Here is a 21452-nt window from a genome sequence, read left to right as displayed (position 1 = left end):
TAGGTCGACCTAATAGAAAACTAATCTTTTTTCGCCCGTATTGCCCCCCCCAGTATGGGCAAAAATCATTCAAAAAACGCTTTTTTAAGGGAAAAACTAGAATTTTTCGATAAAACCCCGATGCAACTGTTTATCGCCGTACTTATCTTCTGCATTTTGCAATTCATCGGCAGTGTAGCCGCTCATGATTTTTTGCAGACAGACCTTGCGTAAAGATTCGTCATAGGAAAAATGAATACGGAACGTGCGGTAAGCAAGAACTCCTGTCTTTGCGTTTTCGTCAACCGTTAAACGACGGCGAGAGCTATCAAAGACATCCTTCGAGAAATTTCCGCGCGAAAGTTGCACCTGAGCAAAGCTCTCCAAGTCAAACGCACTGCGTTCTGCAATCCAGCTATTTTGAGCTGTAAAAACATCGGATTTTTCGATGGCCCACAAATCGCCGACCTGTTCTTCGACCCAACCCGCCTTCGCATCGGGGAATGCATCGGCCATCGGAATGTACGGTTTGATATCAAGAATCGGAGTTTCGTTCAAAAGGTCCGCTTCATCTACAAATAAAGTAAGACCCTCAATTTTGAGAAGGCGTACGCAACTGAGTCCAATCGGATTCGGGCGGTAAGGACTGCGACTTGCAAATGTGCCCACGCGGTCTTTGCCCTTGGGCGGTACAGGTGGTCGCGTTGTCGGTCGCCAACCCGCATTTTCGTGAAATTGAAAAATCACCCATAGGCGTTCAAAGCCATCGAGATCGCGAAGCGCCATTTCGAAATTCTGTCCCGGATTCAGCACAATGCGCCCAGGATGCCCAGCAAAAAGGCGCCCTTGGCGCGGAGCATCATACTTGTAAACGGCATCGCCGAAAAATGTACCAATGGGAGAAATTTGCATGCAAGGAAATATAGAATATTCACTACAGGAGAAAAGCCCCGGCAAAACCGAGGCTTTAAATCGTCCAAATCAGGATCGCCACAAGAGAAATCTTTGACAGAATAGACGAATCAACCGTTTGCAAAAAAGGCTCCCGCGAGGGGAGCGTTGTAATTAAACACCTTTCGGATTTGGACCGTACTTGTTCGTGCCTGGCTGACTGTCCAAGAACATGAATACAAGCAAAATAATACTGCCAATGCAAGGCACTAAGCTAATGAATATCCACCAGCCGCTCTTGCCAATATCGTGCAAACGGCGGAAGAGCACTGCCAATGCGGGCAAAAGAAGACCAAGCGAGAGCAGTACAATAAGAACAGAAGACACAATGCCCGCTGTTCCGAGAATATAGTCCACCAAGCCACCCAAAATAGAGACGAGAATGATAGCAATCATCTGGAACAAGGCGAAGAACCAATATTCCTTTCTCCTCGCACGCCCGTTAAAGTCCGCATAATGTTTTAGGATGCAGTTTTTGAAGTATTCCATTTTTTTCTCCTTGTGATTATGGTTTAAGACTTCGAAAAAATTCCTTTCCAAAAGATACATTCTTATTACGAAAATTTTAACGTTTCAAATATGGATATATATAAAATTTGTAAAAAGTCAATAAAAGGGAAATATTCTAAATTTGGGCACGATGAAAGAAAAGGCTAAAAAACTCATTGAAAAGTACGAAGAACTGGAATCGGAACTCGGCAACCCGGATGTTCTCGGTGACCAGGCTCGTTACAACAAGATTCATAAGCAGTACAAGGGTATCGAAAAGGCTGTTTTGAAGGCCAAGGAATACCTGCAGATGATGGACGATCTTGAAGAATACAAGATCGCTCTCGGCGATTCCGACCCGGAAATGGTCGCGATGGCCAAGGCCGAAATTTCGGAGATCGAAAAGAAGCTCCCCGAAGTGACGGACGAACTCCAGATTTTGATGGTGCCGAAGGATCCGTGGGACTACCGTAACGCAACGCTCGAAATTCGTGGCGGAACGGGTGGCGACGAATCCGCACTTTTCGCAGGTGACCTGTTCCGCATGTATCGCGGCTACTGCGACAAGATGGGCTGGAAGATGACCATCCAGGACTTGAGCGAAGGCACGGTGGGAGGCTACAAGGAAATCCGCGTGTTCATCGAAGGCGACAGCGTCTATGGAACGCTCAAGTTCGAAAGTGGCGTTCACCGCGTGCAGCGCGTGCCGGAAACGGAAACGCAGGGCCGTGTGCATACGTCGGCAGCAACAGTCGCTATCCTCCCGGAAGCAGAAGAAGTCGACGTGGAAATCCGCGAAGCCGACATCCATATGGACACCTACCGTTCTTCGGGTGCTGGCGGTCAGTACATCAACAAGACGGACTCCGCCGTGCGTTTGACGCATATCCCGACGGGTGTGGTGGTGAGCTGCCAGACCGAACGTAGCCAGTTGCAGAACAGACTCCACGCCATGGAAATGTTGCGTTCCAAGATTCTTGACGCCGTCATCGCCAAGAAAGAAAAGGAAGAAGCGGCAAACCGCAAGGCCCTCGTGGGTACAGGCGACCGTTCTGCCAAGATTCGCACTTACAACTATCCGCAGAACCGCGTGACGGACCATCGCATTGGCCTCACCGTTTACAACTTGGACAAGGTTGTCACAGGCGATCTTGATGAAATCATCAACGGTCTCCAGATGGCAAACGCCCAGGAAAAGCTCGGAAAGTTCAACGCGTAAGGGGTCGTGAGGTAAGTCCAATGCCACAGCCGCAGATGACAGTTCTTGAAATTTTGAACCGTACCAAGGTCTTCTTTGAAAAGAAGGGCATTCCTGATGCACGTCTCGATGCCGAGTACATCATCAGCTACGGTCTCAAGATGAAGAACCGCATGGACTTGTACCTGAACTTCGAAAAGCCGCTCACGCCAGCGGAGCTGGACGTGCTTCGCACGATGGTTGCACGCCGTGCAACGCGTGAGCCGCTACAGCACATCATCGGCGACACCAGCTTCCGCGGATTCATTATCAAGTGCGACCGCCGTGCGCTTATCCCGCGCCCGGAAACAGAATCGCTCGTTGACATGGCGGCAGACAGTTTGAAAGGCATCGAAAATCCGTTCATCGTCGAAATCGGCACCGGCACAGGTGCCATTTCAATTGCTTGCGCCAAAGAAATCAAGGGCGCACGCGTTCTTGCAACAGACGTTTCCGAAGACGCTCTTGCGTTAGCACGTACAAACGCTGAAGCGAATGGTCTCGCGGGCAATCCTGACGCGGCTGGAAGCGCGGACACTCCGACGGACTCGCAAACCGCAGCAAGCACATTGACCTTCGCCCAGGGCGACTTGCTGAACGCCGTCACCGCAGATGTTATCGCGAAAGTCGCTGGCGACACCTCTGCCAAAATTGATGGCCTTATCGCAAACCTCCCCTACATTCCGGACAGCGAAAAAGACAAGCTCCAGCCCGAAGTCGCAAAGTACGACCCTGCACTCGCCTTGTTCGGCGGTGCTGACGGCCTTGACCTTGTCCGCAAACTTTTGCAGCAGACCGAAGGCAAGCTCAAGCCAGGAGCTTCTATTTTGCTCGAAATCGGTTCGGAACAGGGCGAAATGCTCAAGGCCGAAGCAGAAAAATATCCGTGGCTAGAATTCACGGGGATTCACAAAGACTTCTGCAACAACATCCGCTTTGTCAGCTATAAAGCAAAGTAGCGACAACATTGGAGATTCCCCATCAAGTGGGGAATGACATGTCATAATGCGTGCGGCAATGGCCGCTTTTTTAGTATCCGGTGCAGCCGAGAGCGGAGAGAACAAACGTTTCGCTTTCACCCATGCGGTAGAACGGAATTAAATCATCGTCGTCTATTGCGGAATCGTCATTGCCATTCAATTGCATCAGTTCCCCAATGCGGCGTTTGAAAATGGAAAAGCCGGAATCTTGCGAAGAAGCATCCCAAAGAGACTGTTCAGGGATTTCGACTACATGCTTATTGACCTTAACTGTTTTGCGCTTCATTTTTCACCTTCAGTGACTTAGTGTTTTTACGAGCACTAATATAGAATCACAAGGTGTCAAAAGCTGACATTTCAACAAATCGCAAAAAAAATGTGTAAGGCGATCCCGTCCCCATTCGCGGATCATGACTACTAAGCAGCAAAGCTGCAAGTAGTCAAAGACAACAAGTGCGGGATGACTGTAGTGACAAGCCGCCTATTCTACGACTGTAGCTTTGATTTGTCCATGGCCGGCTTTATCAAGCCCAATGGCCTTTGCGGCAGCTTCGCTCAAATCCAGCACACGCTTTTTTGCATAAGGGCCACGGTCATTTACACGAACAATAACAGATGCCCCCGTTTTAACACGGACAACCTTTAACTTAGTCCCAAACGGGAGTGTTCGATGAGCGCAAGTCAATTCATCCCTATCAAAGATTTCGCCACTTGCAGTTTTCTTGCCATCAAACCCCTTACCGTAAAAACTAGCATCACCCGAAAAGGTATAACCTATTTCGGCCTTTTCCTGAACTCGAGATGCTTTTGTAACGCGGGTATACCCTTTGCGGTGAGTGGCGCCACTGCACCCCGAAAAGGCGAACATGACACACAAAAGAATTACGACAAAACGGAGAGAATGCATACAACCCTTATTCAAAATCGTACATGCTGTTATATGTATTCTCGAGGATTTCGTCTTCTTTGCTTATGATTTCAGCCTTCTTTTCTTCGGGCTTGGCATTCAATTCTTCGTAATATCTAGCAGAATTTCTATCCAAATTCTCAATAGTTTTGGCAGTACGCTTGCGCAATTTGGCAAGGTCATCATCCGTTGTCGTAAGGCGCGTATTAAGCACGTAAGCAGCCTGCTTGCCCCAAGCGGTCTGACCATGATGATCGCGAAGATATCGATAAATCGCAGCAGCGCTATCCAATCTTTCAGGATTCATCTGGAAATAAACGGCCTTCATGTAAAGAGCCTGCACACCGGACTGAGTCTGCGGATAGTCCTTATAGACATTGTCAAACGCATAGAATGCAGTCGCATAAGCGGAGTCCACCAGCTCCATCTTGTTCACCGGCATTTCCGAAGCCACCGTCCACAGGCTTTCAGCCTCCATGTAACGGTCACGAGCTTCGTCTTCACGCGTTTTCATTGTCACGCGCATGCCAATATTTGCCTGGGCCTGCTTAGCGTAATCCGTATTCGGGTATTTCTCGATGATTTCCTTGTACAGTTCTTCGGCCGTATCCGGATCATGCAAAAATTCATCATAGATAAAAGCTCGTGCATAAGAAGCACGCATCACGCTTGCCGTGTCGTCGGACTTTTCAATCACGTTCGTAAGCCTTGCAAGGGCGCTATCCGCTTCGGAAAGCTTGAGCAAAAAGAGTTCCGCAATCATAAACTCATTCTTGAAGAACGACTTCATATTGGGGACAGAATCTTTGCTTTGGAGAATTTCCTCGTTGCGGTCACGCATCGAAACAAGGCTTCTCAATGCATAGCGACGTTCACGGGACTTTCTACCATATTCGCTAATTGATCTTGCAATATAACTGCTGTCGTAATAAGACATGGCAAGGTCGTAATTCAGCGTCTTGGTCTGTTCATAATCGCCCATGTTAAAGTAACTGCGCGAAGAAGGTTCCGTCTTGGGATACTCCGTATTGACCTTATTGAAAATCACGTAGGCATCGGCTTTGCGACCGGCCCAAAGCGTTGTTTCACCTATACGGACCAGGTAAATTGCACGTTGCTTTTCATAAGCATCGTTCTTGTACAGTTGCTTGAATTCGTCTGCGGCCTTGAGGTATTCCTTCGAGTTCACAAGGCATTCCGCCGACTGCTCGCCCGCCGTCTGGCGTTCGCGATCGTTCAAGTTTTCGATTTCCTTGGCATTATAATGATGGTGGGCCTTTTCCCAATTTTCCATCTTGAAGTAGAGCCCGGCCAAACGGAAATGAGCCTTGCCCTTCATGTACGGAGTTCCGCTTGTATCGGCAAGCACGGCTTCCAAAGCGGCAATCGCCTGCTCGGGCGCTTCAGATTTTTCATCCAAAAGCGAAAGGAGGTTCAAACCCTGAAAATAGTAAGGGTGGTTCTTATCGGCAACTACGGGTTCCAGCGCAAAACGGCTGATATTGAATTCCTGGTTACGATAAAGGCAATAGGCACGCTGGTATTCTACGGCGCGCATAGAATCGTTATCGGCAAAATAACGTTCGTATTCATCGTACTTGGTGATAGCCTTGGGCCAATCGGCCTTATGTCTGTAAGACTCCGCAATGAGGAAAACGGCCTCGGCGGTGCGCTTCTTGTTTTTGGGGAAGCGTTCCAACACACGGGAGCCTTTTTCGATGATTTTTTCGTACTTCTGGGATTCTTCGCTGCCCGGGTAAGACTGAGTTTCGTCGGGGACGCTATCCAAACGCGCAGTACGGAGTTCGGTCGCTTCGTCATATAGCCGCTCTGCATTGAACATGTGATTCAAGTAGGCGCAGCAAGTGCAACCTTCCAACAACGCAGCAAACAAAACTAAAGCAAAAAAACGACCACGGAACATATAGCTACAAAATAGATAATTGCGAGCTAAAATTCCATAAGAAGCGGCAGATAATCGCAAAGTTTCATGCCTGACGGGGGCAAAGTTTTGCGATCGAGGCGAACCATGCGAACTTCGGCCGGTTTTCCGACAATGCGGGCCAAAATTTCGAAGTTATCGCGGGTTTCCCAAACGGCTGCATCCAAGACAACGCCGTTTCCACAATCCGTTTCACCGGTGTTATTGCCGATTCCCGAAATTCTGGAATTCTGCTTGAGAAGACGAGAGAAAATCTCAGGAGCAACCCCCAAATGGTTAGAATTCGATGCGGAATCAAAAACAACCACATGAACTTCCTTAAAGCGGTTCAACGAATCAAAGACGACCGTATAGGTATGGTGGTAAGGATTTTCATAGAAGGATTCCTGCCACACAAAACGTTTCACTTGTTTAAAATTAGCCGGAGAATACTTTCTAAAGAATTCCTGCGAAGATGCACCGTAACGAACAAGATAATGGCCCAATTTCGTCGAGAAGTCATGTTTCTTTTCGGGCATCATGTTTTCACGAAGGCTATCCACAGCGCGGTTCAAGTTAGCGGTAAGGCCGTTATTGTATTCTTCAATGGCGGCCCTGCGGACTTGTTCAAGTTCACTGATGCGAGCCTTGATGTCCGGGTATTCCGGGTCGTTCTTGAGGATGTAGTTGAACTCGCGGCGAGCCATATCGAACATGTGGCCTTTAGTATAAGCGATGCCAAGCGCTTCGCGGAGCGGCAAGTTTTCCGGGTAACGTTCTACGAGCGGAGCGAGAATGTCGCATGCAACCTGAGCACGATCCCTAGAAGACCCCGCGTACATTCCGTTCTTGCCGGGAGGAGTCTTTTCACCAATCGTCGCCATGGCGCGGCGGGCCTTTTCAAAATCGGGACGGAACGCAATAATACGCTGGTACGTCTTTTCGGCCTCATCGAACTTGCCATTGTATTCGGCAAGATGTCCACGCAACAAAAGCAAATCCGACGAAAGCGGGAACTGCGTCAAAGCATAATCGATAACAAGGGCTGCACTATCGAGCACGCCTTCGTCATGATAAATCTTGGCCAAAAGTTCAAATGCACGTTGCGAATCGCCCGAAGAAAGACTGATGGCGGCGCGACATTCGCCTGCGGCTTCCCTCATGTTTCCATTCTTGAGCAGGAGTTCCGCATACCACAGTCTGATTTCGTAAATAGACGGAGAGCGGTTGCTTGCCATTTTTGCAAGTTCAACGGCAACGGTCAAATTCCCAGCAAGGAGCGACTTGCGGCTATCGAGATAAAAACTGATTCCCGTATTGGGGTAACGAGCCATCAGGCGCCCGATCAACAGTTCGGCACGGTCGCGCATCACTTCCGTTACGGAATCCATGTGGAATAACGTATTGACTTCGCCCCAAACAGCAGCATCGACATTCGGGTACAAAAGTACAAGCGCATCGTAAATTTCATAAGCGGCCTTAGTCGCCCCGCTACGAGAGAGTTCACCTGCACGGCGGAATTCGGCTTGAGCCTGCACCGGGAGCCTTTCGACATCGGCTTTGAAGTTCGGAGCATCTCCATTCAGCACAGACGTGCCAGATTCAAGTCCGAACGGGATTTCCCCCACTACAATTTTTGAGGGACCATATTTATTGTAAAGTTTGTACCCACCATACGCAATCAGCGCCCCAAAGAAACAAAACAGAAAAAGGTACGCTGCAGTGCGAGAAGCAGATGAGGTTGTCGCCATCAGAATCCCTATTTAGAGTTCTAATTAAATTTCCAAAAAGTCAGCCAGTTTTTCTTTGTGCTCCTTGCTCTTCTGCAAGCGGCGCAAAGTCTTGTTCTTGATCTGGCGGACACGTTCACGGCTCAGTTTCAAATCTTCGCCAATGTCCTTGAGGGTCGTATCTTCGACGGTATCGAGACCATAGAACATGCGGAGGATTTCTTCTTCACGCTGCGGGAGGGACGAAAGCGTTTCCTGAATGAGCTTTTTGCGCTCTTCGCGTTCCATGTCCTCGTCCTGATTGCCATCGCTACCGAGCACGTCCATAAGCGTACTCACGGAGTCGGCACTGGAAACACCGGCATCGTCGCCAATCGGAGCATCGAGCGAAATATCAACAATCTTTTCCATGACTTCGACGATGTCGCGTTCGTACGGAGCAAATTCTTCCATCGAGATGGTCTTGTCGTAGTCACCGCCGTTCTGCATCAAGGCGCGCTTGAAGCGATTTACAAGAGCAAGCTTGTTAGGCGGAATGCGGACTGCGCCCACCTGTTCGAACAAAGCCTTCTGGATAGACTGACGGATCCACCACACGGCGTAGCTGATAAACTTCACGTCCTTGTCCATATCAAAGCGCTTAGCCGCCTTGAAAAGACCGAGGTTACCTTCGTTAATCAAATCCAAAAGGGAAAGGCCACGACCTTGGTACTTGCGGGCAACACTCACCACAAATCGCAAGTTACCACGGATAAGGCGCTGCAAGGCAGACTTTCGAATTTCTTCGGTTTCACCGTTCTTGATGATTTTCAACAGCGCCGATTCCTCCTGCGGAGTCAGCGTAGGATACCTATTCAAGTCACGAAAATAAAGAGCTTCGTTAAAATCACTCATAAAAACAACACCTTTTGTCTTGGACAAACCGCCATCGACAGTTTAAAATATGGTTTTTTATGCAGATTTCGTCAATTCCTTGAGTTTATCATACGGGTAAATTCCCGAACGATGTCCATCGCTAAAAGAGAGCCCCACTGCATAGCGGCCAATCGACTGGATATGTTCAAGCTTTACATCCAAGGGAACTGTTGATTCGTCCAAGAGCTTTTCGCCTGTATGTTCATCAACGCAGAGCGCACACGGACAAGCTAAGCGGAGTTTGCGGACATCGCATGCGGTGCGAGTTCCATCGTTCCATTCAAAGCCAAGTTTGCCCTCTTTTGTTCTGAAAACTTTCTTTGGCTGGATCATACTTCCTCCACAGGTAGCTGTTCGAAATCGTAATTGAAGTTTTTGAGGACTCCATCGCCTTCGGATTCAAACACGGCAAGAGTGCGGACTACAGTTTCTGCCGTATCCATAAAGACCTTCGCCGATTCGGAGTTCGGATAACGGAGCACAGCAGGAGTACCTTCATCGCCGCAACCCGCAACAGCAGGTTCTAGCGGGACCTTGCCAATAAGCGGCACGCCCCATTTTTCAGCAATTTTCTGACCGCCACCCGCAGGGAAAATATTGTGATGCTTGCCGCACTCATCACAAATGAAATAGCTCATGTTTTCGACGACGCCAATCACAGGAACGCCCACGTTATCGAACATGGCAAGCCCCTTACGGCAGTCCGCGAGAGCCACCTCCTGCGGAGTCGTCACGACAACCGCACCTGCCATCGGGCAATTCTGCGTGAGCGTCAGCTGGATATCACCGGTTCCTGGAGGAAAATCCACAAGGAGATAGTCGAGTTTGCCCCAACGCACATGGTGAATGAAGTGCTGGATCATTTGCGAAACCATCGGTCCACGCCAGATGGTCGCCTTATCGGAGTCTGCAAACATGCACATCGAGACGATGCTAATGCCACCCTTCGCTTCGACAGGAGCAATCGTATTGTCTTCGAAAACTTCAGGCGCCTTGTCAATGCCAAACATGAGACCCATGGAGGGGCCGTAAATATCCGCATCGAGAATTCCCACGCGAGCACCAGAAAGGCTGAGCGCCATAGCGAGGTTCGCCGTCACGGTCGATTTGCCCACACCGCCCTTGCCACTCGCCACTGCAACCACATGCGCAACTTCGCCAATGTGCGAATTCTGCGGAGCCTTTGCAGCGGAATTGTCTTCGCCCACGCGACCCTGCGAAGAAGTGAGCGAGACTTCAACTTCGGTTGCACCAAGGCTTTTCACGATGGCAATGCACTGGTCCTTGAAACGGTCGCGAATCGGGCATGCCGGGGTCGTGAGACGCAAATCGAAAGAAACCTTAGTGCCTTCAATTTTTAGGTTTTGAACAAAGTTTAGTTCTACAATATTCTTGTGCAAGTCTGGATCTTGGACTGCACGCAAAGCACTTAAAATATTTTGTTCATTCAGTTGCATAGGCTGTTAGAAGTAGACTGTAAGAAGTGATTTTCTTGACGGAAATTTAGACTTTTTCACAAAACAAAAAAGACATATACCGATGGTACATGTCATTTTGGAGAAAACATTTTTTTTCTGCGCCATGAAAATACAAAAGCGCGCAAAAATTAAATCTTGATTTTTGCACCCATGAGTTTCACGAATTCGCGAACAATAGCAGTGTCGCCAGGCCATGCCGGTGCCGTAACCAAGTTGCGGTCCACAACAGCTTCGTCAACATTCACAGCCTCATACTTACCGCCAGCAAGAGTAATATCTGGGCCAACAGCAGGATAAGCCGTAGCCTTGTATCCTTTCAGCACGCCCGCAGCAGCAAGCACCTGCGGACCATGGCAAATAGCAGCCACAGGTTTCTTGGCCTTGAAAAATTCCTTCACAATCTTGATGACCTGCGGATTCAAGCGAATGTATTCCGGAGCTCGACCGCCCGTAATGAACAGGCCTTCGTAATCCTTAACATTCACTGCATCGAAATCTGCCGTAAGGGCAAAGTTATGGCCTCGAGATTCAGAATAAGTCTGTTCGCCCAAGAAATCATGGATTGCAGTAGCAACAGTTTCGCCAGCCTTCTTGTCAGGGCACACGGCATCTACCTGATAGCCAAGCATGGACATAGACTGGAACGGAACCATCGTTTCGTAGTCTTCGGTAAAATCACCACAGAGAAGTAGAACTTTTTTAGCAGCTTTTGCCATCACGCACTCCTTATGAAACGTTATTTTAAGAATGTTATTTTGTATTCTACAATCAAATTATGATTAATTTACAAAATACATCTAACGTTATAAAAAAGCACGCATGTTTGTAAATTTTAACAAACTATTTAACGATTGAATCCTGCGATATAAAAGCCTGCAGCGCAGGCGGCAACACCAAGTACAAAGCTAGCAAGTGCGTATGCAGCGAACATTCCGACTTTTCCGCTTTGGAGGAGAGCAAGGTTCTCGTTTGCAAAAGTGCTGAACGTCGTAAAGCCGCCGCAAAAGCCCGTCACCAAAAAGAGTTTGAGGTTTGGCGACAAGCTACCGCATTTAAGGAAGAGTCCCGAAAAAATTCCAATGCAAAGGCAACCCAAGACATTTGCGACAAAGGTCGGCCACGGGAATCCCGCAACCTTGGGAATCACCAATGAGAGGAAGTAACGCAATACGCTACCGAGAGCACCACCGATTGCCACGTATAAATAATTCATTTCGGGACCTTTTTAAAGCAACCTACTACAACGAGAACTTCGGCATGCGAAGGAGATGTGTCATGCAGGGCGGCCATTCTTCTTCATAATGGCTCACCAAGATGAGCGTCGTTTCCGTTGAAAGCAATTGCAACAGGTGGAACAACTTTTCGCGATATTCGCCTTTAAGACCTTGCGTCGGTTCGTCAAGCAACAGCACTTTCGGCGGGCGGATTGCAGCACGAGCCATCAGCACCAAGCGTTTGTCAATCGGTGAAATCTTACGGATAGAAATCGAAGTATCTTCAAAGCCCAAATACGTAAGCCATTCGCGCGCCTTCGCCTTCTCTTCCCATGTGATGTTTTCGGCACGGCAGAGGTTCGGCGTAAAGCCCGTGCAAAGCACATCCAAAAGGCTCAAGTCTTCGCGATACTGGAGTGCCATTTCTGGAGAGAAGAAACCAAGCTTTGCTTTGTGATCCCAAATGTTAAGACCATGCCCCGGGCGTTCACCGAGGAGCGTAATGTCGTTGTTGTAAATCTGCGGATGGTCAGCAGTAAGCAAGCCCAAAAGCGTACTCTTGCCAGCACCATTCTCGCCCATCACGGCCCAATGTTCACCCTTGTGGACCGTCCAGTTCAAATCCTTGAGCACATCCGTGTCGCCAAAACGAACATTCACGTGCTTAAGGTCAAAGAGGATTTCAGCATCCGTGTCATTCTGAGCGGAGCCGTTAGGCGAAGTCGAAGAATCCAAAGCTTTTTGAGATCCTTCGACGCACTTCGTTTGCTCAGGATGACAATGCGCGCCGCCTCTCAAATCAACAATTTCGTAATCCTTGAGTTCTGCTTTTTTGAACTTCGGAGTTGCAGCGGCTTTTGGGAGTTCACCCGCATACTGCGTGAACGTCTTGTCCGCATAAACAAACGCCGGAATTTCCGGGAGCAGTTCATCTTCGCGAGCGAGGCGCACCACAACATTCAAGCCAGGGCGCTTTGCAAGGTCAGCAACGCAGCCTGCCAAATGCGCACGGTACTCCGGATCAAGTCCGCCAAACAAGTCATTGAAATAAACCCATTCCGGCTTTTCCATCCACATGCGGGCCAAGAGCACTCGGCGCAACTCACCATTCGAAAGGCTCAACAATTTACGATCGAGAATCCCTTCGGCAAGGTCAGCGATGTTCAAAGCTTCGCCAAGCTTTTCGGGGTCGGTCAGCGGCCACGCCATATCGTCAATGTAGCGGTCCGTCTGCAAAAAGAACTTCTTGTCCAAAAGCAGGTTGCGCACCAACGGGGCTTCCGCATCATGCAAGCTGATAAAACGCTGCTGGAAGAACGGGGCCAACGCCTGCTGGATTTTACGTTGCATAGCCTCCGACATCGTGGAGACATTTTTACGTTGATTCAAAAAATGAGTAATGACTCGGTCAAGATCTTCGCCCTCAGTGCTGAAAATTTGCACCTGCGGAAACATCTCAATCAGAGCTTCAAAGCGCTTGAATTCCATGCGCCCAAAGATAGAAAAAGGGGCGCCAAATGGCACCCCTCAAAAAATTGACATTTTTTATTCTTGCGGATTCTCCGGCTCTTTACACTCTTTGATTTTTTCGAGTTTCCCCTTCGAATAGACAACCCGATGCAATCCATACGGGTATGTATTCCGTACCTTCTGAATTTCATCTTCGCTTTCATCCGTTATCGAAATCAATTGACCGGCATCATCGTAGGCAAACACGTACCTTACGACCTCGTTTCTTGATTCCGACTGTAGCGGGATAAATACGAACGGGAGCGGTCTAATAAAATGTTCCTCGAATTGCACATATTTTTGGGGTTTTCCGTTTTCATCATATTCCCATTTGATGATATCAGCGTAAGAATCCGTACGCAGCCCCGGGAAATAAGCATCTTCATAAAAAGCGGAATCCAGCACAATGTCGCCAGTTACATTAAACAATTTTACACGGAACATCACAGACCTGTAAAAATCAAAATTCTTTGAGGTTTCCTTGACCAATTTTCCGTTTTCAAAGTAACGATTAATTTCCTCTTCATGGCGGTCCGTTCCGTATTGGACCGTTTCGCGATTACCCTTAAATTTTCTCTTATAAAAGCCGACCTTGCGTCCCGACTTATTAAGAATTTTCACGCTGTAATTTGCAGTATCACTTGAAGAATATTCATAACGGAAGATCCTGCCGTCCATATTCAATTCGACAAGTCGCCCCAAGCTATCGAAAGATTCCTTATCGGAATAAACATTTTTCACTTCATACAAACTTCCTTCGATATAGGTCTCTCGCGTTTTGACAAAAGAACTGAGCAATTTTCCCGAAACAGGGTCGAATTCTATCCGGCTTTCGTTAATCACACTATCGCAACGACCATCCTTTAATTTACACACAATACATTCTGTCATTTTTCCATTTTGGAGTTTACCCACATACAAATGGGATGTACCCAGCGGTTTGTCTAATTCGACTACGACCGCAGAATCCGCAGATTCTGCTTTAATCTTTTTCGATGCGCGATAGCAACTATCTTCTTTTACATATTGGGTAATTACGGTTCCCTTGCCCCACCTCGAACGAAGTTCTCCTTCCAGCGAATCTTTTTCGTATCGTTGAGTGATTTCAGATTTTAGGCGTTTTTCATTGATATCATACGTCTGATAAAAATATTCCGCAGAAAACCCCGCTTCCAAATAATCCAGCGGATCCAAATAATCAGCCCTCAAATGACTTGGCAACGTTCCACAAGTAATTCCATTTGCCAAATAGCTTGAACCGAGCAACATGTTAAGCGCACTTTCAGGATCCGCAAAGTTATCGCCCGACAAGTTGAATCCCGGATCCAGAGAAATCATGCGAAAAATGTGATAACCGCAAAATGCCGTAAAAAGCAAAAACGGAGCGGCAATGATTAGCAGGATTTTCAGGACAAACTTCTTACGCATTTTTATTTTTGCGAATTATCTGACGAGTCCGATTTTTTCGAGTTTTGTTTTTCCATAACCTTCATCAACGCCTCAATAACCCTAGATAAATTTAACGATTCTTTACACTCATTGATATTTTCAATATTCCCTTTATAAAATTTAAATTCGTCAATTCCAATTTTTTTCAACCCCAAAGACTTCCACGGAGATTTAGACTTAGATCTATAAAAAGGCTCTTCATAATGCACTATCTTTTCGACTTTTCCATTGGTTCCATGTTTCACCTTATCAACATACGAAATCGCTATAGATTTTTCGTCAGATAAATATTCTTGTTCACTATAAGATGAATCGTAAACGGCGGCACCAACAGAATCATAATACGTTGCTTTAAAATTATTTGAACGGTAAAAATCATCGCTTGAACGATAAAAAACTTTTTCGATCAAACCATAGGCAATACTCTCAACCGAAATTTTTAACTTTAATTTTCCATTTTCATATATTTCTTTTACTACCTCGTTGCTATTTTTTTTCTTGTATTGAACCGTTTTTTGACGTTCATCCGTTTTATACGTTCTCTTATAAAAGCCAAGCTCCCGTCCTGTTTTATCAAACATTTTTACATCAAGATCCGCCGTATCATTCGTAAAATGTTCATAGCGATAAACGTTCTCATCCATTTTCACTTCAACAAGCCGTCCCAAACTATCGTAAAAGAATGTTTCCGTATTATCGCTATACTTGGTTTTATAAAAACGTTTTTCACGCTTTCCTGATATTGGATTCAATTCGATTCGTTCAACAGAAATCGTATCTTTACAAAGGCCATTCTCCATTCTGCAAACCGAGCACTCCGTCACAATAGCATTTTGGCGTTTTCCGATATATCGTGTTGTTTCACCCCATACATTATCAATTTTCGTAATTTTTACGGAATCAGCATCATCCACTTCAATGAGTTTTATACTCTGAAAGCAACTATCATATTTCGAATATTCACTAGTTATAACACCCGCACCCCACTTTAAACGTTCGTCACCTTTAAGTGAGTCTTTTTCATATCGATATTTCCCGTTGTTCACATCAACAACAGAACCTATTTCCAAATCATTTTCAATTCGATTTAATGACCCTAGATATGACAGCCCAGTCCCACACCAAATTCCTTTTTCCAATTCCAAGGAGGATGCAAAAAAATTCATGGCTTCCATACCCTTGTTCTCTACCGCCCAATATTCACTACGTTTATAATCTAGATATATTTGAATACCGGCCACAACCAAGGGTATTACAATCGACAAAACAATCTTTAAAACAGTTACATTATTCTTTTTCTTACGCATTTTTAGAGTTCCTTCCAAATAATGATTAATTATAGCAATCAAAAAACTCCCGGCTGTTACACCGAGAGCTAAGTGAGGGGGAAAGATGTTTATGAATTAGAACTTGTTGAAGAAATCCCAAGTGGTCTTCGGCACCCAAGACTGGTTCGAACCCGGATCCTTGTGGTCCCAAATGTGGCCGCCGTTCTGCGTGCACCAGCGAACTGGGAAGCGTTCTTCGACAGTCGTGTAGTCATAGCAAACGTGCGGACCGTTGCCACCGTATTCCTGAGCACGCTCGTTCTTGGCCTTGCCACCTTCGGAGTTGAGTTCCAAGATGATATCGCGAGCTGCGCGACCCATGACCGGAGTGCAGAGGTTATCCTGCAAGCCGAGCACGCCCATCCAGCCAATGCCCATCTTCTTGCGCTGCGGGAGCCAAATATTGCGTTCAGCGGTTTCGTACACGGCAACAGCGCGGAGCACGTCCTGATGGTTCCAAGAAAGACCATTAGAGAACATAGAGCCGTAGCTAAAGCCGGTCGAGAACACGCGAGAAGAGTCAATGCAGAAGTTGCCTTCGAGGTATGCAAGGAGTTCATCGAAGAGCGTGTAGTCATCCTGACCCCACGGGGCCTGGTTTCCATTGCCTTCCGGAGCGACGAAGATAGCGGTATTTTCCGTATCGAGCGGTTTCAGGCCATAGTAACCTTCATCCTGCACGCCACCGGCCCAGCCGCCCATACACTGCATGCCGAAAATGAGTTTGTACGGTTTATTCTTGTCGTAATTCTTCGGAATGTCAAGACGCACGGTACGCGAACCCTTGCTCCACTTGAATTCGATATACGGCTTATCACCACGATACTTGTAGTCAAGCTTCGTATCCTTGCCGCAACCGCGTGTAGGAACCGGATCGTTCTTGAGTCCCCAACCGTAAGCGTATTCCGGCTGCTTGACGGTCTTTTTGAGCTTTAGCGTCACATTTGTATCCAAGTTAGAAAGAGCAACTGTCAACGTATCATAATCCGTAGCAATCACGCGAAGCTCGTCGCCTTCGCCTTCTTTCGCAAGACCACGAGCAACAGCTTCACCGAACGAGGCTTTGTAATTGCCATTAGATGTGAAACGGAAGTTGCTCTGTGCACTGCCAACGCTCACGCGGGCAAAATACGCCCCCTGCGAACGCACGACAGACTGCATATCTAAAGTGCCCGAGCCGTAAACGGTTTCGTTCAAGACACGGGTACCTACGGCATCAAAAACTTGCACGCGGACGGGTTCATTTGTACTCTGAGAGTAAGAAAGTACGCCGTTCATCACGCTCACATAACCGAGCCTCGGACGCACAGCGTGAATGCCAATCGTTTCCTTAGCAAGCTTAAATTCACCCTTTGAATCGGTCGTCGTCTTGAGACCTTCCTTCAAAAGTTCTACAGAGGCCTTTTCAATGGCCTTGCCGCTTTCGTCACTTACTTTACCCGTAAGCGTAAAAGCCTGAGCCGATGCCGCAAAAGCAAGTGCCAGCGCAGCACACTTCATACCAAGATATTTCATACTTGTTCTCCTGTTGTATCATTCCTAACTCTTTTTCCCGATGGGACAAGTCCTCCAAACTGATTTGATACACGCAAGGAGATACACCACGTAACTGCGTGGCTACACAAAACCAAGCATGAACACACCAGTGTTCTTCCTAACTAAACCCACTTATAATATATCTTCGTTTGTGAGTCAAGTCACAAAGCACAAACACAGTATCATGGATAATTAGTCAATGGCGCGAATGAAAAACAAGCATTTAAAAATCGAGTAAAAAAGCCAAATTAACGATTAGAAGGTTATCGGGGTAATCATGCATGTTGATACATTTACCGAATCGCAGCGAGGCATCAACAGAAAGCATGTCCAGTTGTTCAAAGTTATAGGTAACACCGGCATAGGGCCCTAGATAGACACCCCCTCCATCATGGGAATATTGGTAACCATGATCTGTAAATCTACCCAGAAATAGATTAAAATCCAAGCCAACGTATGCAGTAAATTCTTCTGGAATAATTTTAAAATCAAGTTCTACAGCTGTTTTCATTGATATGGGAGCTTCTTCATTTTCGCCTTTAGTCGCAAAATTGAACCCAAGCTGAGAACCGAAGTTAAGCAATGCGTTAAATTGCGTGGAATATTGCAAACCAACATCGAAGTTCCAATCGTCATCCTCGTTATAGGACTTGTCACCAACAGGGAGAGACACATCAAAAAAAGCGTTCATAAAAGGGATAAATTGATAACGTGTCGAAAAACCGATATTCCCAACACCATCCATTTCCGCATCGTAGCCCTTTTCGTGCGTAAACACGCGATAAGGAACATTGAACGCGATTTCCCAACCGGGGTATATAGAGCTTCGCAAACCGGCATAAACATCGAAAGCACCGAAATCACGGTCTTCGAATTCATACGTAGAGAAAGATGCTCCGATTTTAACCTGGCCCTTATGGTTTTCACGAACCGGGAACAAGTCCCAAGTGGCAAAAGACGAAACCGTTGCGAGAGTACCCGCAAGAACGATTTTTTTGAACATGTTAATGTATCCTCCTTACAACTTAAAAATACAAAACTTTGCTATTATTCAATGTAATGAATTCTTTGCTAAAAAAAGCTATTGATCAAGAACGATTGACACCAGTGGAAGGTCTCGAAATTTTGAGAAACGTGCCATGGACAGAAGTCGTCGAGGCGGCCGATACCGTGCGCCAAGCAAAACTCCCCGGAAACCGCGTGGGTTATACCGCATTTCGCATCGTGAACTACACGAACGTCTGCGAAGTGACTTGCAGTTTTTGCAGTTTTTGCCGAAGTGCCCACAGCCCCGAAGCATATGTCTTGAGTTTAGACGAAATCCGCCAAAAGACTCTCGAAGCCAAGGCAAAGGGTGCCGACCAGATTTTTCTGCAAGGTGGCGTCAACAAGGAAATTCCGCTCAACTATTACACTGACGTTCTCAAGATGCTCACGCAAGAATTGGGCATTAAGGTGCGCGGATTCTCGCCGGTTGAACTTGTCCGCATCGCGGAATTCAACGGGATAACGCTCGACGAACTGCTTGACATTTTCAAGGATGCAGGCCTCAGTTCCGTTCCAGGCGCAGGCGCCGAGATTCTCTCTGACCGCATGCGTCAAATTCTGAGCCCCAAGAAGCTCCCCGCGCAGCAGTGGTGCGACACACTTGCCGCCTGCCACAAGAAAGGCCTCCCCGGCAGCGCGAACATCGTCATTGGCAGTGCAGAAACCGCCGAAGAAGTCATAGAACATTTGGAATACGTGCGCAAAACGCAGGACATCGCGGGCGGATTCAAGAGCTTTGTCGTCTGGACGTTCCAGCCGCAGACCGACAAGTTCCCCATCCGCCATGTGCGCGGCGACGAATACCTCAAGTTGCTCGCGCTCAGCCGCCTGTACCTCGACAACGTCCCACACATTGAAGTTTCGCTGCTTGGCATGGGACTTTCGCTCGGTGAACTCGGGCTGCACGCTGGCGCCGATGACATCAACAGCATCGTCATCGAAGAGAACGTGCTTAAGAACCACGGGCTCACGACCATCGAGCAAGCCGAAACGTTCATCAAAAACGCCGGTTTCACCCCCTACCGCAGAAGTCTCAATTTCGACTAAGGCGAGTGTTGTGAAAACAAGCAAGCTTGTTTTCATAACCGAGCCGTCACAAAACGCACTACGCTAGTAGTGCCACTTTGATTAAGGCGAGCGTTTTAAGTTTTTTCAAACAAAAATTTCAAAGCCGGGAATTCCGCTGAAGAAATACGCATCAATCGCATGCGCACATGCACTATGGCATACCACGTTTTTCCATAGTCCACATAGCTCAGCACTTTTACATCATCAATATTCACGCGGATTTTATTCCGGCAAACATAGACAAACTCAATTTCATCACCATCAATATTTATCCTTACCGGGTTAAGGTTCAAAATCAAAAAGAGTATAAAACCAATAAAAACATAATACACGACAATGAACCATATAGATAAATGTTCTCTAATGTCGTCAAAATCATTTACAATAAAATCGTAACCAACTTGAACTCCGAACACAACAAACACAAAAAGTGCAGGTATTAAAAAAAGGCAAACACCCACTAGACTTTTCGCTTTGTACGATTTTTTCGCTTGTTTTTTCTTCATTTACAAGCAATATACATTTTAATTAGACCATTTTCAGCTCAAAATTATAGACTTATTTGCCCGCTTTTTGTTTAAATTAAAGGAGATGCCCCATCAACGTGGGGCATGACAAACTCACTTAAAGAAGGAGATTCTTATGAGCTGGGAATGTAAATACCTCAACGAGACGTTTTGCGAAAAACGCAAACAGGAATGTGACCCGGGGGCAAAAGGTTGCGTCCTTCAAGGCAAGTTCGCCTTTCCGCTAAAGGAAAAAACGAAAGCCGAAAAGAAAAGTAAATAAGGGAGATGCCCGCTCGGTGGCGGGCATGACAATACACAAAAAAAAGACCCTCTTTCGAGAGTCTTTAAAAGCCGGAAATTCGCAAATTTTTGCGATTACCCCGTCAATACCACACTTAAATGAGGCGGAGAATTTCCTGAGCCGTTTGTTCAGCAAACGCGTTGTCTTGGACAAAGCGACGTACTTCCGTCGGATTAATTCGTGCGTATTCCGAAAGAGCACGACCAATGCCATTGCGAATGTAATAGTCGTCGTCCTTCGCGCAAGTGAGGCAGAACTGGCGCAAAAGCGGCCAATCCGTGCGGTCCTTGTACTGCACCTGGAAGATGATCGCACTACGGCGAACCCAGATATTCGGGTCACGGATCCAGGATGCAATTTTTGTACGCAGCGCAGGCAAACGGAGCGCCAAGTCACCCAAAACGCAAGAAGCGAGGGTATCAACAGTGTCGCGCCAAGCCCTAGTCTTGATGAGCTTTTTCAAAAAATTCAAATGCTGGCCACCGAGAAGCACACGATGACGGAACAGGTAGTCACAAGCCGCGTACTGGAATTCCCTATACGGCTGTGCCCACATGTCCTCAACCCTCGATACGAGTTCGTCCCCGTCCTTTGGCGGGTACTTGTCGAAAATCGGGTACGTGACTTCACGACGGGGAACCAATCTGATTCCGAGAAATTCAAATTGCTCCCTAGCCTTCTTAGACATTTCATGCGACTCTTCTTCATTAGCGATAGAGCGCAAAGCGAGAGATATTTCTTGTGTAAACCGAAGCATGTACACCAAAAATAGTCCATAAAGAATTTTTTTTCTAGACCTTGACAAGCATTTTTTTTAAATTTTTTTAAATTTTTCTCAGATTTTTTGCAAAAAAAGTGCAAAAAAAACCTTGACAAAGCTAAAAACCGCTTAAAGACCCAGAAA

General features: G+C 46.9%; 21 protein-coding genes. 3 read left to right on the top strand and 18 right to left on the bottom strand.

The features are described from left to right. Window positions 1-96 precede the first annotated feature (96 nt). A complete protein-coding gene (gene tsaA, locus BUQ91_RS14305) occupies window positions 97-891 on the bottom strand; it encodes a tRNA (N6-threonylcarbamoyladenosine(37)-N6)-methyltransferase TrmO (protein ID WP_254794465.1) in 795 nt (264 codons plus the stop codon). Between the two features lie 153 nt (window positions 892-1044). Beyond that, on the bottom strand, window positions 1045-1419 hold the full coding sequence (locus BUQ91_RS14300) for a DUF805 domain-containing protein (protein ID WP_072830081.1): 375 nt from the start codon (window positions 1417-1419) through the stop codon (window positions 1045-1047). Between the two features lie 151 nt (window positions 1420-1570). Between BUQ91_RS14300 and prfA the strand changes: the two genes are divergently transcribed. Next, window positions 1571-2638 (top strand): peptide chain release factor 1, encoded by a 1068-nt coding sequence (gene prfA / locus BUQ91_RS14295; protein ID WP_072830079.1) that lies wholly within the window; start codon window positions 1571-1573, stop codon window positions 2636-2638. Between the two features lie 20 nt (window positions 2639-2658). Further along, window positions 2659-3615, top strand: a complete 957-nt coding sequence (gene prmC, locus BUQ91_RS14290; RefSeq protein WP_074209761.1) for a peptide chain release factor N(5)-glutamine methyltransferase — start codon at window positions 2659-2661, stop codon at window positions 3613-3615. A 70-nt stretch (window positions 3616-3685) separates the two neighbouring features. On the opposite strand, the gene BUQ91_RS14285 is transcribed toward prmC, so the two are convergent. The 14 genes from BUQ91_RS14285 to BUQ91_RS14220 all read right to left on the bottom strand — a co-directional run bounded on the left by BUQ91_RS14285 (window position 3686) and on the right by BUQ91_RS14220 (window position 18626). Continuing rightward, window positions 3686-3922, bottom strand: coding sequence for a hypothetical protein (locus tag BUQ91_RS14285; protein WP_072830075.1), 237 nt, complete (start codon window positions 3920-3922; stop codon window positions 3686-3688). A 195-nt stretch (window positions 3923-4117) separates the two neighbouring features. Continuing rightward, window positions 4118-4543, bottom strand: coding sequence for a septal ring lytic transglycosylase RlpA family protein (locus tag BUQ91_RS14280; RefSeq protein ID WP_072830073.1), 426 nt, complete (start codon window positions 4541-4543; stop codon window positions 4118-4120). A 7-nt stretch (window positions 4544-4550) separates the two neighbouring features. Continuing rightward, on the bottom strand, window positions 4551-6467 hold the full coding sequence (locus BUQ91_RS14275) for a tetratricopeptide repeat protein (protein ID WP_074209760.1): 1917 nt from the start codon (window positions 6465-6467) through the stop codon (window positions 4551-4553). A 26-nt stretch (window positions 6468-6493) separates the two neighbouring features. Further along, window positions 6494-8215 carry a tetratricopeptide repeat protein gene (locus BUQ91_RS14270; RefSeq protein WP_074209759.1) on the bottom strand — a complete coding sequence of 574 codons (1722 nt, stop codon included), beginning with the start codon at window positions 8213-8215 and terminating at the stop codon, window positions 6494-6496. A 24-nt stretch (window positions 8216-8239) separates the two neighbouring features. Then, the gene (locus tag BUQ91_RS14265; RefSeq protein ID WP_072830344.1) at window positions 8240-9088 is read right to left on the bottom strand and encodes a sigma-70 family RNA polymerase sigma factor; all 849 of its coding nucleotides are present in this window, start codon (window positions 9086-9088) and stop codon (window positions 8240-8242) included. Window positions 9089-9145: 57 nt separating this feature from the next. Next, window positions 9146-9442, bottom strand: a complete 297-nt coding sequence (locus tag BUQ91_RS14260) for a DUF971 domain-containing protein (RefSeq protein WP_072830067.1) — start codon at window positions 9440-9442, stop codon at window positions 9146-9148. Continuing rightward, the gene (locus BUQ91_RS14255) at window positions 9439-10566 is read right to left on the bottom strand and encodes an Mrp/NBP35 family ATP-binding protein (protein ID WP_074209758.1); all 1128 of its coding nucleotides are present in this window, start codon (window positions 10564-10566) and stop codon (window positions 9439-9441) included. Before BUQ91_RS14255 ends, BUQ91_RS14260 begins: the two co-directional genes overlap by 4 nt. Before the next feature lie 149 nt (window positions 10567-10715). Next, a complete protein-coding gene (locus tag BUQ91_RS14250; RefSeq protein ID WP_072830063.1) occupies window positions 10716-11303 on the bottom strand; it encodes a DJ-1/PfpI family protein in 588 nt (195 codons plus the stop codon). A 128-nt stretch (window positions 11304-11431) separates the two neighbouring features. After that, window positions 11432-11800, bottom strand: coding sequence for a fluoride efflux transporter CrcB (crcB, locus tag BUQ91_RS14245; RefSeq protein ID WP_072830061.1), 369 nt, complete (start codon window positions 11798-11800; stop codon window positions 11432-11434). A gap of 25 nt (window positions 11801-11825) precedes the next feature. After that, on the bottom strand, window positions 11826-13289 hold the full coding sequence (locus BUQ91_RS14240; protein WP_074209757.1) for an ATP-binding cassette domain-containing protein: 1464 nt from the start codon (window positions 13287-13289) through the stop codon (window positions 11826-11828). 57 nt (window positions 13290-13346) lie between these two features. Continuing rightward, a complete protein-coding gene (locus BUQ91_RS14235; protein ID WP_074209756.1) occupies window positions 13347-14738 on the bottom strand; it encodes a hypothetical protein in 1392 nt (463 codons plus the stop codon). A 2-nt stretch (window positions 14739-14740) separates the two neighbouring features. Beyond that, window positions 14741-16066, bottom strand: a complete 1326-nt coding sequence (locus BUQ91_RS14230) for a hypothetical protein (protein ID WP_074209755.1) — start codon at window positions 16064-16066, stop codon at window positions 14741-14743. Window positions 16067-16162: 96 nt separating this feature from the next. Further along, window positions 16163-17602: an esterase gene (locus tag BUQ91_RS14225; RefSeq protein WP_074209754.1), complete on the bottom strand. Its 1440-nt coding sequence runs from the start codon at window positions 17600-17602 to the stop codon at window positions 16163-16165. Window positions 17603-17846: 244 nt separating this feature from the next. Further along, the gene (locus BUQ91_RS14220) at window positions 17847-18626 is read right to left on the bottom strand and encodes a transporter (RefSeq protein WP_072830051.1); all 780 of its coding nucleotides are present in this window, start codon (window positions 18624-18626) and stop codon (window positions 17847-17849) included. A 56-nt stretch (window positions 18627-18682) separates the two neighbouring features. Between BUQ91_RS14220 and BUQ91_RS14215 the strand changes: the two genes are divergently transcribed. After that, window positions 18683-19717 (top strand): CofH family radical SAM protein, encoded by a 1035-nt coding sequence (locus BUQ91_RS14215; RefSeq protein WP_074209753.1) that lies wholly within the window; start codon window positions 18683-18685, stop codon window positions 19715-19717. A 95-nt stretch (window positions 19718-19812) separates the two neighbouring features. On the opposite strand, the gene BUQ91_RS14210 is transcribed toward BUQ91_RS14215, so the two are convergent. Both BUQ91_RS14210 and BUQ91_RS14205 read right to left on the bottom strand, forming a co-directional pair. Then, window positions 19813-20154, bottom strand: coding sequence for a hypothetical protein (locus BUQ91_RS14210; RefSeq protein ID WP_175566647.1), 342 nt, complete (start codon window positions 20152-20154; stop codon window positions 19813-19815). A gap of 488 nt (window positions 20155-20642) precedes the next feature. Beyond that, window positions 20643-21305, bottom strand: a complete 663-nt coding sequence (locus BUQ91_RS14205; protein ID WP_072830045.1) for a DNA alkylation repair protein — start codon at window positions 21303-21305, stop codon at window positions 20643-20645. Window positions 21306-21452: the final 147 nt, after the last annotated feature.

It is taken from the genome of Fibrobacter sp. UWB11 (assembly GCF_900143015.1).
Lineage (GTDB): Bacteria > Fibrobacterota > Fibrobacteria > Fibrobacterales > Fibrobacteraceae > Fibrobacter.
Note: the sequence above shows the minus strand (reverse complement) of the source record. Positions and strands in the feature narration are given on the sequence as shown.

Coding starts and splice junctions, on each gene's coding strand:
- tsaA (WP_254794465.1), bottom strand. CDS start 891: ATGCAAATTTCTCCCATTGGTACATTTTTCGGCGATGCCGTTTACAAG.
- BUQ91_RS14300 (WP_072830081.1), bottom strand. CDS start 1,419: ATGGAATACTTCAAAAACTGCATCCTAAAACATTATGCGGACTTTAAC.
- prfA (WP_072830079.1), top strand. CDS start 1,571: ATGAAAGAAAAGGCTAAAAAACTCATTGAAAAGTACGAAGAACTGGAA.
- prmC (WP_074209761.1), top strand. CDS start 2,659: ATGCCACAGCCGCAGATGACAGTTCTTGAAATTTTGAACCGTACCAAG.
- BUQ91_RS14285 (WP_072830075.1), bottom strand. CDS start 3,922: ATGAAGCGCAAAACAGTTAAGGTCAATAAGCATGTAGTCGAAATCCCT.
- BUQ91_RS14280 (WP_072830073.1), bottom strand. CDS start 4,543: ATGCATTCTCTCCGTTTTGTCGTAATTCTTTTGTGTGTCATGTTCGCC.
- BUQ91_RS14275 (WP_074209760.1), bottom strand. CDS start 6,467: ATGTTCCGTGGTCGTTTTTTTGCTTTAGTTTTGTTTGCTGCGTTGTTG.
- BUQ91_RS14270 (WP_074209759.1), bottom strand. CDS start 8,215: ATGGCGACAACCTCATCTGCTTCTCGCACTGCAGCGTACCTTTTTCTG.
- BUQ91_RS14265 (WP_072830344.1), bottom strand. CDS start 9,088: ATGAGTGATTTTAACGAAGCTCTTTATTTTCGTGACTTGAATAGGTAT.
- BUQ91_RS14260 (WP_072830067.1), bottom strand. CDS start 9,442: ATGATCCAGCCAAAGAAAGTTTTCAGAACAAAAGAGGGCAAACTTGGC.
- BUQ91_RS14255 (WP_074209758.1), bottom strand. CDS start 10,566: ATGCAACTGAATGAACAAAATATTTTAAGTGCTTTGCGTGCAGTCCAA.
- BUQ91_RS14250 (WP_072830063.1), bottom strand. CDS start 11,303: ATGGCAAAAGCTGCTAAAAAAGTTCTACTTCTCTGTGGTGATTTTACC.
- crcB (WP_072830061.1), bottom strand. CDS start 11,800: ATGAATTATTTATACGTGGCAATCGGTGGTGCTCTCGGTAGCGTATTG.
- BUQ91_RS14240 (WP_074209757.1), bottom strand. CDS start 13,289: ATGGAATTCAAGCGCTTTGAAGCTCTGATTGAGATGTTTCCGCAGGTG.
- BUQ91_RS14235 (WP_074209756.1), bottom strand. CDS start 14,738: ATGCGTAAGAAGTTTGTCCTGAAAATCCTGCTAATCATTGCCGCTCCG.
- BUQ91_RS14230 (WP_074209755.1), bottom strand. CDS start 16,066: ATGCGTAAGAAAAAGAATAATGTAACTGTTTTAAAGATTGTTTTGTCG.
- BUQ91_RS14225 (WP_074209754.1), bottom strand. CDS start 17,602: ATGAAATATCTTGGTATGAAGTGTGCTGCGCTGGCACTTGCTTTTGCG.
- BUQ91_RS14220 (WP_072830051.1), bottom strand. CDS start 18,626: ATGTTCAAAAAAATCGTTCTTGCGGGTACTCTCGCAACGGTTTCGTCT.
- BUQ91_RS14215 (WP_074209753.1), top strand. CDS start 18,683: ATGAATTCTTTGCTAAAAAAAGCTATTGATCAAGAACGATTGACACCA.
- BUQ91_RS14205 (WP_072830045.1), bottom strand. CDS start 21,305: ATGCTTCGGTTTACACAAGAAATATCTCTCGCTTTGCGCTCTATCGCT.